General features: G+C 34.1%; 15 protein-coding genes. 3 read left to right on the forward strand and 12 right to left on the reverse strand.

Annotation, left to right across the window (positions count from 1 at the left end; genetic code table 11):
- Positions 1-140 precede the first annotated feature (140 nt).
- Entirely contained in the window at positions 141-1,310 is a 1,170-nt protein-coding gene (locus BD847_RS17985; protein ID WP_115889636.1) for a C40 family peptidase, read from the forward strand.
- Here BD847_RS17985 and BD847_RS17990 read toward each other — a convergent pair.
- From BD847_RS17990 to BD847_RS18015, 6 genes are all read right to left on the reverse strand, one after another.
- Positions 1,297-1,707, reverse strand: a complete 411-nt coding sequence (locus BD847_RS17990; RefSeq protein ID WP_115889637.1) for a response regulator — start codon at positions 1,705-1,707, stop codon at positions 1,297-1,299. The genes BD847_RS17985 and BD847_RS17990 overlap by 14 nt on opposite strands.
- Complete coding sequence (locus BD847_RS17995) at positions 1,697-3,121, reverse strand: sensor histidine kinase (RefSeq protein WP_115889638.1); 1,425 nt, start codon at positions 3,119-3,121, stop codon at positions 1,697-1,699. The genes BD847_RS17990 and BD847_RS17995 overlap by 11 nt, the downstream gene beginning before the upstream one ends.
- Positions 3,122-3,672: 551 nt before the next feature.
- A complete protein-coding gene (locus tag BD847_RS18000) occupies positions 3,673-5,067 on the reverse strand; it encodes an alpha/beta hydrolase family protein (protein ID WP_115889639.1) in 1,395 nt (464 codons plus the stop codon).
- A gap of 18 nt (positions 5,068-5,085) precedes the next feature.
- On the reverse strand, positions 5,086-5,688 hold the full coding sequence (locus BD847_RS18005) for a DUF4240 domain-containing protein (RefSeq protein WP_115889640.1): 603 nt from the start codon (positions 5,686-5,688) through the stop codon (positions 5,086-5,088).
- Between the two features lie 67 nt (positions 5,689-5,755).
- The gene (locus BD847_RS18010) at positions 5,756-6,094 is read right to left on the reverse strand and encodes a hypothetical protein (RefSeq protein ID WP_115889641.1); all 339 of its coding nucleotides are present in this window, start codon (positions 6,092-6,094) and stop codon (positions 5,756-5,758) included.
- A 180-nt stretch (positions 6,095-6,274) separates the two neighbouring features.
- The gene (locus BD847_RS18015) at positions 6,275-7,033 is read right to left on the reverse strand and encodes a methyltransferase domain-containing protein (protein ID WP_115889642.1); all 759 of its coding nucleotides are present in this window, start codon (positions 7,031-7,033) and stop codon (positions 6,275-6,277) included.
- Between the two features lie 196 nt (positions 7,034-7,229).
- Here BD847_RS18015 and BD847_RS18020 point away from each other — a divergent pair, with 196 nt between their 5' ends.
- Positions 7,230-8,642, forward strand: a complete 1,413-nt coding sequence (locus tag BD847_RS18020; protein ID WP_115889643.1) for an APC family permease — start codon at positions 7,230-7,232, stop codon at positions 8,640-8,642.
- 141 nt (positions 8,643-8,783) lie between these two features.
- Here the strand turns inward: BD847_RS18020 and BD847_RS18025 are convergent, their stop codons facing one another.
- The 6 genes from BD847_RS18025 to dinB form a co-directional block, all read right to left on the reverse strand.
- The gene (locus BD847_RS18025; protein WP_115889644.1) at positions 8,784-9,185 is read right to left on the reverse strand and encodes an MFS transporter; all 402 of its coding nucleotides are present in this window, start codon (positions 9,183-9,185) and stop codon (positions 8,784-8,786) included.
- Positions 9,186-9,332: 147 nt separating this feature from the next.
- Positions 9,333-9,794: a DUF1810 domain-containing protein gene (locus BD847_RS18030; RefSeq protein ID WP_115889645.1), complete on the reverse strand. Its 462-nt coding sequence runs from the start codon at positions 9,792-9,794 to the stop codon at positions 9,333-9,335.
- A 160-nt stretch (positions 9,795-9,954) separates the two neighbouring features.
- Positions 9,955-10,581, reverse strand: coding sequence for an alpha-ketoglutarate-dependent dioxygenase AlkB family protein (locus tag BD847_RS18035; RefSeq protein ID WP_115889646.1), 627 nt, complete (start codon positions 10,579-10,581; stop codon positions 9,955-9,957).
- 24 nt (positions 10,582-10,605) lie between these two features.
- A complete protein-coding gene (locus BD847_RS18040) occupies positions 10,606-11,985 on the reverse strand; it encodes an exonuclease domain-containing protein (protein WP_115889647.1) in 1,380 nt (459 codons plus the stop codon).
- 107 nt (positions 11,986-12,092) lie between these two features.
- On the reverse strand, positions 12,093-15,146 hold the full coding sequence (locus BD847_RS18045; protein ID WP_115889648.1) for a DNA polymerase III subunit alpha: 3,054 nt from the start codon (positions 15,144-15,146) through the stop codon (positions 12,093-12,095).
- A complete protein-coding gene (dinB, locus tag BD847_RS18050; protein ID WP_115889649.1) occupies positions 15,146-16,327 on the reverse strand; it encodes a DNA polymerase IV in 1,182 nt (393 codons plus the stop codon). Before dinB ends, BD847_RS18045 begins: the two co-directional genes overlap by 1 nt.
- A gap of 89 nt (positions 16,328-16,416) precedes the next feature.
- On the opposite strand from dinB, the gene BD847_RS18055 reads away from it, so the two are divergent.
- A complete protein-coding gene (locus BD847_RS18055) occupies positions 16,417-17,190 on the forward strand; it encodes an XRE family transcriptional regulator (protein WP_115889681.1) in 774 nt (257 codons plus the stop codon).
- Positions 17,191-17,214: the final 24 nt, after the last annotated feature.

Here is a 17,214-nt window from a genome sequence, read left to right on the forward strand (position 1 = left end):
TTTGTTAATTTGAACCAAATTAGTTGTTAAAAATTGCACTTTTTTTACTTTAAAAAGTTAAATTCGCCTTTTAGGTAATAGAATTGCTTTTTTTGAGTTAGAATATAGGGAATGTATAATTAAAGATAAAAAATATAGGAATGGTTTGTAGGTTAATAATAGTATTATTTTTTTTCAGTGTTGGTGTTTTTTCTCAGGAAAAGTATACCAAACATAAAATTTCGAAAGGAGAAAATATTACTGTAATTGCCAAAAGATATGGTGTTAAACCAAAAGATATTATCAATGCAAATCCAAATGCTCCTAAAGTTCTAAAATTAAATTCGATACTATTAATTCCAAACAATGATAAAGCTGTAGCTGTAAAATCTACAGAAAAAGCTGAGGATCAAAATCCGGGATTCCATGAAGTACAGGTAAAGGAAACGCTTTGGGCAATTTCAAAAAAACACAATATTACTGTCGAAGAATTAAAAAAAGCAAACCCTTCATTGGAAACTGACGATCTTAAAATCGGACAACAGTTGACAATTCCGTTAAAAAATGAAATCTCGATTTCTGATAATACAATCAAAAAAGAGGAAACTTCAAAGCCTGAAATTGTACCTTCAACAGATGTTGAAGTTATTGTCGAAGTACAACCAAAAGAAACCAAATATGCAATTGCGAAGAAATATGGAATAACAGTTGCCCAGTTAGAAAAACAAAATCCTTTTATTAAAGGAAAGCTTCCAGTGGGCTATGTTTTAAAAATAAAGACATCTAAAGAAAAGGCAGATGCTGCTACCTCATTAAATTCGACTCAGAATACAAATGAAATTAAGCCGTTAAATGAGGAAAATATCCAAGTAGCTGATAATACAAATGTAAAAACAGATTCAACTTTAGTTCGTATCAGTAATCAGTCGGAATTGATTAATCAATTGATTTTAAATGCAACGGGTAATATTGGAACACGCTATCGCTCTGGAGGAACTACAAAATCTGGTTTTGATTGTTCTGGTTTGATGTTTTGTACTTTTGGAAATTTTGATATTAAATTGCCAAGAAGTTCAATAGAACAATCGCGTATCGGGGTAAAAGTAGATTCAGACGCAGCACAAAAAGGTGATTTGATATTTTTTAAGACTAATGGCAGGCGTCATATCAATCATGTGGGAATGATTGTAGAAGTTACCGAAGGCGAAATTAAATTCGTTCATTCTTCTACTCATGGAGGCGTTATGATTTCTTCAACGAAAGAGCCTTATTATGAAAGAGCCTTTTCTCAGGTCAATCGTATTTTAGAACAAGAAATTAAGAAATTATAGTATTGCCATAAAGTATTTTTTTGAACTCTTCTATTGGAAATGGCTTGTTTAATAACTTGGTAACATATTTATTATCCTCAATCTTAAGAATTTCATCAGGATCTAATGTAGATGAAACTACATATATTTGAGTATCTTCCTTTAGAATATTGTCAAGTTCGTCAAAGGCATTTAAAAAAGCAAATCCATTCATGTACGGCATCTGAATATCCAGAATGATTACTAAAGATTTGCAAGTTTCTTTGTTTTTATTAAGCCATTGTAGGCCCTCCAGTCCGTTATTGGCAATATTTACCATGGCTTCATCTATAGAAAGCACCTTTTTTAATAATTGCTTAATTACAAGCTGGTCAATTAAATTGTCTTCGATCAGTAAAAATGTAGGTTTAAACGACATAAGAGCTTGGTATTGTTACGGTGAATTTGCTTCCTATTGTGCTTTGCGAGCATACAGAGATATTTCCTTTTATATTTTCAACAGCTTCTTTAACGATGTAAAGTCCTAATCCGGAACCTTTATTTTTATTAGTGCCAAAATACATTTCAAAGATATTTTCTTTGTATTCTTCTTTAATTCCGATTCCGTTATCGGCTACTTCGATTTTATGCGCATTTTCATCAAAGTAAGTTCTAATTGAAATGTACATTTCTTGTTTGTTGTTGTCGGCATATTTGATAGCATTTGACAGCAAATTTGAAATAATAATTTTTAAGCGTAAACTATCACTCTCTATATGATCGACTAATAATTCTTTTGTAAAAGTAATTTTAGTTGCATTTTCGATATGCATTAATTGTGAAATGGCTTCGTCAAATAATTCATTTAGACTAACGGGTTCTAGAATGATTTGTTTTCGTTTGTTTTTGGAATAATCAATTATGTCACTTATGAACTGATCTTGTTTGGTAAGACTTTGGTGCATAAGTTTTAAATAATCTTTAATCTGAACAATATTGTCTTCCATCTGAGTGATTTCGATAAGGCCTTGTAATGAAGTAATAGGAGATCTTAAATCATGAGAAGCACTGTATACAAAGCGATCGAGTTCGTGGTTGACTAAAACAAGATTTTCGTTTTTAACTTCGGTTTCTTTTTTTGAAATCAGTAAACGTTTCACCATTATAGAATAATAAAGACAGACACTGCAAACAATTATAAGGATGAAAAGTATATTGGTTTTAATTAAAAGGTCTTTTATTTTTCGTGTTCCTTCTCCTAATGTATTTGAGAAGTTGCGTTCATTAATTGTGAGTTTTTCGCTGATAAAGCCAATTTGTTCTAAAAAAAGACGCTGTTCCTGAGGTGTTAAAGATTTATAAGTGATTTTAGCATGAATTTTTGTTCCTATTATAAACAGTTCATTTATAAGTTTGTCGCCTTGTTCCCATTCATGAATTGCCTTTGCCAAGAATGAAACTTGCTTAAAGTTGTCAAAAAGCCAAATCAGATCATCTAAATCTGCTTCATGGTTACGGCCAACAAGTAATGCGTGACGTGCGATTTTATTGTCTCCGGCTTTCATCATTGTTATTCGGGCCAATCCGTCGCCTTGCGGAACCTTTAGTTCTTCGAGATACAATTTCCATTGCTGTGGATCTTGAGTATAAAGATAAGTGATAAGATGTCTGGAAGCATCTTTTTGCCCTTTTGAATAATGTGATTCGCCATTAACATATGCGCGATTGGCAGAAAGGGTTTTAATCGTGAAAAAATTGATACAGATTAATAAAGCACAAGAAATAAACACAATTAGCAGCAGAACAAACACATTTGGGAAGCGAATATTTCTTAAAAATTGGATTTTATTCATACTGTTATTTTGTAGGTTAATAATTTGATCGATTTATGGGCTAAAGGATTTGTCGATTGTCTATGTCATTCTTGAAAAAAACTTCTACGTTTTACGATTTGTCAAGTTAAAAGTTTAAACAATTGTTAATGTATGATAAAGATTTTATGATTTTTACCCTTTATCCCAAATTTAATAAAAAAAGATTTTAGTTTGACGTGAAGGCTTTTAATTTTCTTTTATTTAAAATGTTTTTTGTATAACTATCTGATTTATAGTATTTTATTTTTGTATTTTTTTGTAAAAGATAAAATCAATAATAATTTTTAGTAAGATCTTTTTGCGATTTAATAAAGTTAGGAAATTCAAAAACTGTGATTTTTGTTTAATTTTTGTTCAGGAAAAAAAGTTGGTAAAAAAGTATTTGATTGTGCTGAAGATAAAAGTAAAGAGTAATATTTTTTTTGGGTATTTTGTAAGAATAAAAAAAGTTTTGGTTCTCTTTTTCAGTTAGTTGTAAAAAAAAACTGCAAGATTTATTCTTGCAGCTCTTTATTCACTATTTATCTTTTTTATTTAACCTGAAACTGTATCCATTGCAAAATTTCATTCAATGCAATTGGAGAAATAGTTTGTGTAATTTCCGAATATTCTCTCGGAGCTCCAGTGGTACATTCCTGAAATAAATGATTCAGGTTAGGAATTTCTTTTACCGTAACATTTTTGTTTCCGTTACCGCCAACATACTTTTGAATTGCCTCTAAATTTTCTTTTGGTGGGACTTGCAGATCTTTGGATCCATTAAGTGCTAAAACGGGGCATTTTACCTTTTCCAATGTTGGTTTTGGGTCATAACGTAAAAAATTAATCATCCATGGATTTAGGATATTATTAATTTGAAGTTGAATAAATTCTTCCATTGTCATATTCTGAGGTTTGTCAGGTGCATTTTTAGAAACTTCAGTAATATAATTCGTAATCTCAGTTTTTAACTCTTCGGGATTTTTATATTTATTGATTATTGCAAAGGCTTTTTTATTTTGTTCTTCGCCATTTTGAATTTCACTATCGCTCTTTCCATTTGCTTTAGCAATAAGCCTTTGTTGGAGTAATAAAATTTGATCACCTTGTAATCCTGGTCCTGCTAGAAGAACAATAAAAGCAATATCTTTTGATTTGCTTGCAACCATTGGGGCGATTAAACCACCTTCGCTGTGACCTATTAAACCAATTTTTTTAGGATTGATTTCTTTTCTAGAAAGTAAAAAAGCTAAACCAGCTTCAACATCTGAAGCAAAATCCGGAGTAATTGCACTTTTGAAATCACCAGTAGATAAAGCTGTTCCTCGGTCATCAAAGCGAAGAACGGCAATTCCGTTTTTGGTTAAATAATCAGATAAAACTAAAAAAGGTTTATGGTTTAGAATTTCTTCATCTCTGTTTTGAGGTCCGCTTCCGCTAATTAAAATCACGGCCGGGAAAACGCCATCTTTTTTTGGTAAAGTTAAAGTTCCGGCAAGCGTAATTCCTGCTTTTTTATTCTCAAAAGAAATATCTTCGGAGTAATACGGATATGGTTTAACTGGCTCTTGCGGACGTTGAGGTTTTTCGGACTCAATTTTTTCTTTTGATAAATTAATCGGAAATGTTTGTCCGGCCTGCTTTAAAGTGCCAACAATATTATTGTCTTTTTCTAAAACACCTTCGTATTCCAGACCTGCATTTGCAACAGCAATTTTGAGTAAAGAATTCTCAAAACTTGTTGAACTGGCAGGAATCCCGAAAGCTTTTTGATCCGGACTGTCCATAGTAGAACTAAAACCATTGTTAGTCTTGGAAATATTGAAAACCAAACTCAGCTGAATTCCCTGTACTTTCAAAACACCATACCATTTTCCGGTGATATCCTGAGCTGAAACTTTTGTAAACGCAAACAACAAAGTGGTTAAGAGAAGTAATTTTTTCATCAATAGATTTTAAGATATTTAAATTGTATTAGAATATTTGGCAAAAAGCTTTGGCAGCAAATGTTTTAAATCATCGCCGTCTTCTTCCCATTTATTACCTGTGGTTTCGAGTTTTTCCTGAAACGCTCGAGGCATTTTTTGGTTTGTCAGTTCCTCAAATACAAGTCTTGGAAGATAGCCGAAACCTTCCCAGTCAAATTCTTCGATTTCATCGGCATTCATTTCAGCGAGAGAATCGGGATCAGAAACAATTTTATTATAAAAGCTTTTGCCCTGAGCAATCACCCATTCTCTAAAATCAGTAAAGCTATCATCACTGCATCCGCCATGAATGATATAAATAGCTCCCCAAAGTTCCCAGGTATTTGCTTGACCTCTTAGATTTCTAAAACTATTGTCAAATAGTATAAGTTGTTCAGGAGCTAATTTACGAAGTTCATTTGCTAATTCTTCCTGCTGGAGTTCAAAATTGCCATTTGAGCTATCTTTTGTTGTTTGAATTATTTTCCAAAACAAATCTTCTTCCATTAATTTTTCTGAAGCTTCATAATGTTTGTTTTTGAGAGATTCGGAAGCGTTGCTTTTTGGTGTTTTTCCAAAGAAAGAATCAAATAGTCCCATAATTTTAATTTGTTTAATTCAGAAAAGAAAAAGTTTGTGTTAGTTCATTCGTTAGAAAGAACTTTGTCTAAGAGTAAACATTTATTAAACCTTTAAAAAATTGGATTCCACCAAATAAAATAGCACCCCAAAAGATAAAACCAATATCGGCAAAAGTTAGAATGGTGCCTCCGCATAACCATAATGCACCATAGAGCATGTCTTTTCTGGCTCGTTCGTATTTTGCTTCCTGAATCTGAATTTCAATGTTTTCTATAATCAGTCCTGAAATTTCGCTACTCAATCCTTGTTCAATAAGAAGTGTTTTCGTTTCATACGATGATTTATTCTCATTCAATAGTAAATTAGCTGCATAATTGTAATAATGATTGGCAACATCATGAGATTCTGTGTTGTTAGTTTCCATACAAATAGTTTTTGGTTGGTAGTTTTAGTTACTCAAATATAAACACTAGAACCTGTATAAGTTTACGGGAAGACGTAAAATGAGAGATTTTTATGTATAAAAAAAATACAAATTAGCTTAACAAAATCTTTTTTGCCAATAATTGACTTAAGTTTTACAATCGGAAACTAATTTTAGTAGTTAAAAACTAGCATACATAATCAATCGTTTAAAAGCATAAATAGAAGGTACGGCAGGAAAATGTTTAATAATCCTTTTTTTAAATTCAGTTGATAATTCCTGAAATTCATTATCGCCTAGACGTTCCTGATAAACAGTTAGAGCAGAACCTGAAATGAAATCAAAAAAAGAATTTTCATGAGTAGAAATAAGAGGATATACTTTTTGATATAAAACCAGATCTTTTCCGCCACATTCAAAAAGGATTTTAGCATATTCATCTAAGGTTAGAACCGGCGAAGGGCGTGTCCAGTTGTTTAGATAAGTTGCAAAAGGCTCTTCCTGAACTAAATCTATTAATAGGAGGTTTAAAACATTTTCAGTTTGCTGTGGCATTTGTACAGCCAATTGCCCGCCCGGATTAATTCGGGATATTATTTTTGGAAACAGCTTATGATGATCATCTATCCATTGCAATGCAGCATTGGAGAAAACCAAGTCCCATTTTATTTCTTGATCAAGTTGCTCTGTAATAGATAATTGTTTAAAATCAATATTTTCCTGACTTGGTATTTTTGCCAGCATTTCTGCTGAAGAATCTATACCTATTATTTTGGGATTTGTAAGCATGTCCGACAATTTTTTGGTAAGCTCACCAGTGCCACAACCTAAGTCAATTACATTGAGATTTGGTTTATCAATGATGTGGTCTGTAATGTCTGCGAATGGTTTGTATCTGTCTTCTTTAAATTCGTTGTATTTTTTAGGATCCCAGGTCATAAATATTTTACTTATTTTTTTAAAGGAATTATAATTCGTCACATTCAAACTGACTTTAATTTAAAGACAGAAATCATCCCAATTAGCTTTGTCTTATAAAATTAAAGTGGATTTCTTAAATTTCCAAGAATATAACAATCTAATGATGAAATTTTAAAAAAAAGTATATCTTTAGCCCACCCAAAAACCAAAAAAAATGCAAGAAAACGACCAAGAACATTTTAAAAGAGAACTCGGATTATTAGACGGAACTATGCTTGTAGTTGGTTCTATGATTGGATCCGGGATATTTATCGTAAGTGCGGATATCGCAAGACAAGTTGGATCTGCCGGTTGGCTGACCCTTATTTGGCTCATTTCAGGATTAATTACAGTTATTGCAGCTGTAAGTTATGGTGAATTGAGCGCTATGTTTCCTAAAGCAGGAGGACAATATGTTTACCTTAAAGAAGCCTACAATAAACTGATTGCCTTTTTGTATGGCTGGAGTTTTTTTGCTGTAATTCAGACCGGAACAATTGCCGCTGTTGGTGTGGCCTTTTCTAAATTTGCAGCTTATCTTTATGAACCATTGAGCGACGAAAATATCTTATACGAATTGGGAGCATTTAAATTGAATGCGGCGCAATTAGTATCGATTTTTACAATTGTTGTACTGACTTATATTAATAGCCGTGGCGTAAAAAACAGTAAAATCCTGCAAACCGTTTTAACCATTATCAAAATTTTGTCTTTACTTGGATTAGTCGTTTTCGGATTAACACTTGGAGCAAAAGCTTCTATCTGGGATGCGAACTGGGCTGATGGATGGAGCACACGCGCATTTGATAAAGAAAGCGGTTCTTGGTTGCCAATTGGAGGTTCGGCATTAATTACCGGAATTTCAGCTGCAATGGTTGGATCTCTTTTTTCAAGCGACGCCTGGAATGGTGTTACTTTTATCGCAGGAGAAATTAAAAATCCTAAGCGTAATGTTGGTTTCAGTTTGTTTCTTGGAACTTTCATTGTAACGATTATTTATGTTTTAACCAATCTCATGTATCTTGCCGTAGTACCTTTTGATGAAATTGCAACAGCAAAATCGGATCGTGTAGCGGTTGTCGCGGCGCAATATATTTTTGGAAATATTGGAACTCTTATCATTGCAATCATGATTATGATTTCGACTTTTGCCTGTAACAACGGACTTATTATGGCCGGAGCAAGAGTATATTATACGATGGCAAAAGATGGTTTATTCTTCAAAAAAGCAGCAGTATTAAACAAATCGAGCGTTCCGGCTTGGGCGCTTTGGGCACAATGTTTCTGGGCTTCGGCTTTATGTTTGACAGGGAAATATGGTGATTTATTAGATTTTGTAATTATAATCGTTTTAATTTTCTATATCCTGACAATCTACGGAATTTTCATTTTGCGTAAAAAAATGCCGGAGGCTGAAAGACCATACAAGGCTTTTGGATATCCGTTTTTGCCAATGTTGTATATTATTACTGCCTCTGCAATTTGTATTTCTTTGTTAATTACAAAATTCTCAACTTGTGGTTGGGGTGTATTAATTATGCTGACAGGAATTCCGGTTTATTATTTGACAAAACCAAAAGAAGAATAAAAATTGTTTCAGGTTATCTGAAATCGATATTATAAAAAAAGCGCCTTGTTATTGCAAGGCGCTTTTTATTTATCGTAAGATGAAAGAATAATTATTTGCTAAATCTGTAAAATCTGCGTGAAAGATAGATGCAACATTATATTATTCAGATAAATCATTGTCAATTCTTTCTGCGGTTGGTCTTAGAAAAATCAGGTAGATTAATATCAGAATTCCAAATAAGATATAATCGGGTTTTAATATTAAAATCAAAAATGCCGCACCTTCCAGAACAGCCCAACGCATAATAGATGCAGTTTGATAAATTGGAAATTTATCTTCAAGTTTTAGTTTTGGATCAATTTGTTTTAATTGAGATTTGAATAAAAAACTGCTGAGTGCAAATGCTAAAAAAGGAATTAAAACATAAACAATAGAAGAAGAATCGATAACAGGAATACGCAATTTTTCGATAGAAAGATCACCCAAAATGTAATAAGCAACAATGGTTCCTGCACAAATGGCAAGATGAATAATTTGTAAGGTTTTAATTTTTTCGGTCATGATTGGCTTGATTTGAGGTTAGTTTTATAAATGCAAGTTAAATTAATTCCGTCAAAAATAAATGTTCGCTTCACTAGAATTTAAGCATAAAAAAAAGACACTACAATGAAGCAGTGTCTCTTTGATGCAAATAATCTGGAAACTGTTTTATATCTCAACAGCTTCAGCAGATGATTTTATTGTTGAATTAATAATAGACAAAGTAAGCGGATCAGATTCTCCTGAAAAGAAAGCTTCCAGAATCTCCTGAAAGATAGGATTTGTGTTTTCAACCATTGAAAAAAGTGTCATAGACGAACGTAATTTTCGCGCATCTAAATCGCCAAAAATTCCATCAGCCGATTTCATTTTAAAACTTAATAAAAGTTCTGAAATTTCGATTAAGTGTTTTCCAAGAATTGGATGTTCCAGATAATCTGTAGCTTCTTGTAAGTCAGTAATGGCATAAAGATTTGCTGTATCGCTTTTGCCCAAACCTTTTATTTGTGGAAAAATAAACCACATCCAGTGTGTTTCTTTTTTTCCTTTGCTGATTTCTGAAAGAGCAGTAAGATAAAGTTTGTTTTGCGCATCTAAGAAACGCGATAAATCATTGTTTGAATAAGCCATTATGGTATTGTATTTTGAAAAAGGTTGCAAAAGTAGTAAAAAAGATAGGGTTTGCCTAATAAAAGGTTCATACAGTGTGGGTTTTAACTTTTTAAAGAAGGAATATCTTACGGTTTTTTCGGGTAAAAAAACTTTTTCAGACCATTCAATTCTATAAAAATCAAATATTTCGATTGGTTCTTCTAAAGGTAAGATTGATCCTAGGCAAAACATCCCGCGCTGTTTTCGGAACCTGATGTTGCCAAAAACTATTAGTCGTTCCAGCCATTAATAAAAAGGAACCGTGATGCAGCGGAATTTCAACTTGCGGAATTTCCTTGCTGTATTTATGCCGAAGCCTGAACATTCTGGTTTCGCCAAAAGTCACTGAAGCAATAATAGGGTTTGGTCCCGTATTATGTTCTTTATCACTGTGCCAGCCTACGCCATCATTTCCATTTCTATATAAATTTAAAAGAAGACTATTAAAATCAAGTTGTGTTTCTTTTTCAACACGGCCTCGAATAGTTAATAAATCATAAGTCCAGTCAGGCCCTTTTGGATCTGCTCCAGGATTATCTTTATCTTCATACCAGGAAATCATTCGGGGAACAGTGTAGGTTTTATCATAAATTTCCATTTCATATTCTCTCCATTTGGTTTTGCGAAGTATCCTTTCATAAAAGCGATCAGATTCTTCTTTTGTAAAGAAATTATCGATCAATATCAATTCGGAATCAGGAATGTCAAATACTTTTTTTCCTGCCAAACCTGCGGTAAATAATTCGGTGTCGTTAAATAGTGTCATGACTAAATTTTTCTAGATTTTAGCTTAATTCTGAAACTGCCTGTTAAAGAATACCTTTCGGGGATATTTTTCTGCGAAAGCAAAAATTAAATGCACCATATATTGGTTGCTTTTGTATTGTGTGACATAATTTTTTACTTCTAACGGATCATGAATGGAAACATCTGACGGAATATAACCCATTCCATAAAAATGCCCATTTTCGATCCAGATACAACTGCGTTCGTCTTTTGATCTTCCTTTGTCTATTATGGCAAAAGAAGGTCTGTTGTTTAATAGAAAATCAATAGCATTGTCGACTTTCTCGTTATGAAGCAATACATTTGGCATTGTTTTGACTTCATTATTTTGCAGAAATTCTCCTTCTTCCGGCCTTGAATATTTGCAAAATCTTTGATCAATTGCGAACTGCTCGGCCAGATTTCCGAGTAGATTTATTGCGTTATACAAACTATTAAATTCATGAATACAAGTTTGAAATTTGCTTAGTTTCCCAACAGCCAAATATTTATATCCGTTTCTTGCTTCATATTGATAAATGCCAAATCTTTCTTCAAAACGTTTTAATGCTCTATTATAGGTTGGCCAAAGCTGTTTTATTTCGGTACATTCTAGCAACAACGCCATTAATTCTGTAGCGCAGACTTCAAAGGAAATACCATGTATATCCCTTAAAAAATGCTGTCTCTGCGGATTGATTTTATGACCGCTAAAATGAGAAGCGACACGTTTTTTCAAGTTGATTGCTTTTCCGACGTAAATCACTTTTTTCACCTCATTATAAAAATAATAGACACCGGGTTTTTCAGGTAAATTATTAAAATCTTCAGGAGGAAGGTTAGGAGGCAAACGCTGATCTTGAGAAGTCATCTTGATCATTTTTGCGATCTCGCCTTCATCGTCGCATTCCAGCAATTGAGAAAATAAGATTGCGGTAGCATCTGCATCTCCGCCAGCACGGTGTTGATTTTCTAAAGGTATATTTAGCGAATGACAAAGTTTTCCCAAGCTGTACGATGCCAGTCCCGGTTTAATTTTTCTTGCGGCGCGAACGGTGCACAGTTTTCTTGCGGTCCATTTAAATCCGGCTTGTTCCAGTTGATGGCGCACAAAAGAATAATCGAAGTTGACATTATGAGCAACGAAAATACGATCCGTGAGCATTTCGAGAACTTTCTCCGAAATGTCATCGAAAATAGGGGCATTGGCGACCATTTCGTTATTAATGCCTGTTAATCCAAAAATAGAAAGTGGTATATCTTTCTCTGGATTTACAAGCGTTTCATAACGATCAATTACATTTTTGCCGTCATGAATGATGATGGCAATTTCTGTAATGCGGCTGCCACTGGCGTTTCCACCGGTGGTTTCGATATCGACTATAGCATATTCCGTATTTTTCATCTTTATATAACGTAAGTTTCTCTTTAGTTATTTTTTAAGTGTTCAGTGTTCAGTCGCAGTCGCAGTTTTCAGTCACAGTCCTGAATGCTGAATACTGCGACTGAATACTAAAACTTCATTCTATGTCTCGGCAAATTAATTTCATGTTCCGATGGATAAGGTTTTCTGTGCGTAAGGCTTATATCTTCTTTAATTTGGTTTTGTGTTTTATATTGATCTTTTGAATCCATATAACGCGGATCTGGAATAAAAGGCATTTTTGCCATTTTGATTATTGTAATGGTCGGAAAATGATAATCGACTTCGACATTTCCTAACAATAAATAACAGCCTCCGCCCTGAAAAGGATGCTGTGCGAGACTATCCGGAAAATGAGCGGTGTCAAAATAAGTGCCTTCATGGTCGATCCATGTTCCAAAATACATGGTTCCTTTTTTGGTGGGGACGTGTTTTCTGGAAATTAAATAGGCCAACATTCGGACTTGTTTTTTGTGATACTGAACCAAATCTTTGGCCATAATATCGCCACGATGTTTGGTTTGTAAAAGATCAAAAACAGTGCATGAAACAGGAAAACTTAAAAGCTCAATTTCATCAAAAGCATCTTCAAAAATAGAACGCTCCAATGTTGGCAATTTGTATTCTTTAACAGGTTCCTGTAAAAGCTTTAAATTTCTATTTTCGGGTTTAAAATTATTTAGAAGCAAACTTGCGATAACTAAAAGCTGATTTTTAGTTTTTCCTGTAAAACGGAAAGCACCAATAAAAATCAGAACCTTAATACCTTCAATTCCAATTGGAATTCGGTTGATAAAATCTTCCAGAGAATTAAAATTGCCTTTTTTATTTCGGTCTTCTTCAATTAAATGAGCAATTTTTGATTCCAGACTTTGAATGTGCATAAAACCTAAATAAATATCGGTACCATATAAAGTCGTTTGATATTCGCTTTTATTCACACACGGATTATGAATTGTTCCGCCAGACATTTTTGCTTCGTGTACATAAACTTCAGTTCTGTAAAATCCGCCTTGATTGTTGATTACCGCTGTCATAAATTCAACAGGATAATTGACTTTCAGATACAGACTCTGATAACTTTCAACCGCATAAGAAGCCGAGTGCGCTTTACAAAAAGAGTATCCCGCAAAAGATTCAATTTGACGATAAATTTCCTGACTTAAAGTTTCGGGATGTCCTTTTTGAGCACAACTCGCAAAGAAATTATCTTTTACTTTCTGTAGCGCTTCTAGAGATCGTCCTTTTCCAGACATGGCTCGACGCAGAATATCGCCGTCTGCAGCAGGAAGTCCGCCGTAATGTTGGGCAATTTTAATCACATCTTCCTGATATACCATAATGCCGTAAGTTTCTCCAAGTTGTTCTTTGAAAACCTCATGAAAATATTCAAACTGGTTTGGATTATTATGACGGAAAATATACTCTTTCATCATTCCCGATTGTGCAACGCCGGGACGAATAATAGACGACGCGGCGACAAGAATTTTATAATTATCACAATTTAAACGGCGCAGTAAACCACGCATAGCAGGGCTTTCGATATAAAAGCAGCCAATCGTATGTCCTTTTGCTAAATAAGAATTGCAAACCGCTTCGTCTTTAGAAATTGAAGTATCACGAATATTAACTTTTATACCGCGGTTCTTTTGAATAAGTTTTACGCTGTCGTCAATATGACCGATACCGCGCTGACTTAGAATATCGAATTTCTCGAAACCAATTTCTTCGGCAATATGCATGTCAAACAATACGATTGGGAAACCTTTTGGAGGCATTTCCAAAGGTGTATAATTCGTGATAGGTTCTTCAGAAATAATAATTCCACAGGCGTGCATACTGCGTTGATTGGGATATTTTTCCATCATTTTCCCGTACTGCTGAACCATTCTCACTACTTTATTTGTAGGATGAAGTTCTTGTGGGTTTTTTGCCAGAATATCTAATTCTTCTTTTGGAAGACCAAAAACTTTTCCAACTTCCCTAAAAATAGAACGGTATTTAAACTCGACGTTTGTACCGCAAAATGCAACGTGATCTTTACCGTATTTTTTGAAGATATATTCTAAAATTGTGTTACGTTCCTGCCAACTCCAGTCAATATCGAAATCGGGCGGAGTTTTTCGGTTGAGGTTTAAAAAACGTTCAAAATATAAATCCAATTCGATAGGGCAGATATCGGTAATCCCGAGACAATAGGCGATGATACTGTTGGCACCACTTCCGCGACCGATGTGCATAAAACCCTGACTGTTGCTGTATTGAACAATATCCCAGGTAATTAAAAAATAACCGCTGAATTCCAGTTCGTCAATAACTTTTAGTTCTTTTTCGACGCGTTTTTTTGCTTCTGAATTATCTTTATCATAACGATTTTGAAAACCTTTCCAAGCTAAATCAGTTAGTTTTTCTAAATCTTGCTGACGACTTTTGGTATAGAATTTTTTATTTCTTGGAATACCAAATTCATATTCAAAATTGCAGGAATCAATGATTTTCTGAGTGTTTTTTATGATTTCAGGATATTTTTCATAAAAAGGCAAAAGAGATGCTTCAGGTTGCATTACATCAGAAATCTTGCAATAATCAGCTTTTGTCAGTTTAGATAAAATAATATTCGTGTCAATTGCCCGAAGAATTTTATGCAGATTATATTCTGTTTTGGTTCTAAAAGTTACAGGCTGTAAAACCACCATTTGAGAGATTTTATTTTTATGTTCCGATGTAAAAAGCCTAGAAACTTCTTCAGGACGAATGCCTATAAATTCATTTTCACGAAGCACTTTCGGAGCATTTTCTAAAGTATAAATCACAAAAACCGATTTAAATTCGGGCGCGATTAAAGGCAAAGTTTCTCCGCTGAAATTATGTTCCGTCAAAAAAACATTCATTTCTGCTAAACCTTCTGCATTTTGCGCCAGACCAATATATCGGAATTCATGATTGCATCGAAATTCCATTCCGACTAAAGGTTTGATTTCTTTTTCCTGACACGCTTTTATAAAATCGTAAATTCCGGTAACGGTATTAATATCCGTTAATGCCATTGCTTTTATACCATGCAAAACAGCTTCGGCAATCAATTCCTTAAGTGGAATCGTGCCGTAGCGCAGAGAATGATAAGAATGACAATTGAGGTACATTATTTTTTTCGTTTTAAAATTTCGTCTTTGGTATTCGGTTTAAAATGAGCTCCGGCACAACGCATTACGGCATCAAAACCATAACGGCTTTTCATTTTGTCCATCGCTTCATAAAGTGAAAGCATTTCCTGAGTATCTTCAAAAAGATCAATTTGATAGGTTCCGCGTACGAGTCCGCTAAAGCGAACGCCAATCAACCGCAGACGCATACGACGCTGATAGACTTTTTCAAAAAGTTCTATTACATTTTTAGTCAAAATATGATCGGCAGAGGTATAAGCTACTCGACATTGTTTGGTTTCGGTATCAAAATTGGCATAACGTATTTTGACTGTAACAGTTGAAGTCAGCCATTGTTCAGCACGAAGCTGGAAAGCCAGTTTTTCGACCATTCCCAATAATATTCTTCGCAGTTTGGCAAGATCGATAGTATCTTGAGAAAAAGTAGTTTCGGTCGAAATTGATTTTCTTTCCGTGTAAGGTTCAACAGGCGTGTGGTCAATTCCATGTGCTTTTTTCCAAAGTTCGAGACCATTTTTACCAATCATTTGTTGTAAAACTTCGGCAGGCATTTCGGCTAAAGTCTGAATTTTACGAACGCCAATTCGGGACAAAAGCTGAAAAGTAACAGCGCCCACCATTGGTATTTTCTGAATCGAAAGCGGATTTAGAAAATCTTGTACTTCTTGTTCCGGAATTTCAAGATTTCCCACAGGTTTGCCTTCGCCAGTCGCAATTTTAGAAACAGTTTTGTTGATGGATAATGAAAAACTAATTGGCAGTCCGGTTTCTTTAATCACCTTTTGAGCCAATTCATTTGTCCATTTATAACTTCCATGGAATTTATCCATTCCGGTAATGTCCATATAAAATTCATCGATGCTCGCTTTTTCTAAGACAGGCGCTTTTTCCTGAAGAATTTCGGTTACATCATGCGACAATTGTGAATACAATTCCATGTCGCCTTTCATCACTTTTGCGTCTGGACAAAGTTTTAATGCCATACGAATCGGCATCGCAGAACGAACGCCAAATTTGCGGGCTTCATACGAACAAGATGCTACAACACCGCGGTCTCCGCCACCTATAATAAGCGGAATTCCATTGAGTTCAGAGTTAGTGCGTCTTTCACAGGATACAAAAAAGGTATCCAAATCCATATGTACAATTGCCCGTGCCATTTTCCTTTTTGTTTTTGTATGGAACAAAATTAGCACAGGTGATAACAATTTTTTGTATATTTGCTGTTCCAAATTATAACAAATTAATTATGTCCTTATTTTCAGACAACATCAGAGCACTAAGGGTTAAGCATAAAATATCACAAGAAAAATTAGCTGAAAACCTAAGTATTACCAGAGGAAGATACGTGAAATACGAAGACGGAACTTCGGAAGCACCGTATGACATTTTAAAGAAGATTGCATTATATTTTCATATGAGTATTGACTTGATATTATCTGTCGATATACGCAAAATTGATGTGCAAAATTTGATAAAACTAGAAGGTAACCGACTTATTTTACCTATTCAAGTGGATAGTTTTGGAGAAAATTTTATTGAAATTGTATCTCAAAAAGCAAAAGCAGGTTATCTAAACGGATATGCTGATCCAGAATATATTGAAAGTTTACAGCAGATTACACTTCCTTTTTTAGGACCAGGAAAACATCGCGGATTTCCCGTTGAAGGCGATTCAATGCCTCCACACGAAGATGGTTCGATTATTATTGGTCGTTACGTAGAAAAGTTGGGAGAGGTGATGGATGGAAAAACTTATATTCTGATTACCAAAAATGAAGGTATGGTTTATAAACGTCTCAATAAAAACAAAAAGAACGCTCTGGTTTTAGAATCCGATAATAGTTTTTATCCGAATTATGAAGTGAAGGCTTCTGATATTCTGGAAATTTGGGAATACGAATGTAATATCGGCCGTTCAGACAAAAAACAAGAAACAACGGAAACCGGGGCAATGAAAGATTTGCTTTTAGAATTGAAACGTGAAGTTCGAGAGATTAAGAATAATACTTCGAATACGTAAAAAGAGTTTGCCACAAAGGCGCTA

The organism is Flavobacterium cutihirudinis, from assembly GCF_003385895.1.
Classification (GTDB): Bacteria; Bacteroidota; Bacteroidia; order Flavobacteriales; family Flavobacteriaceae; genus Flavobacterium; species Flavobacterium cutihirudinis.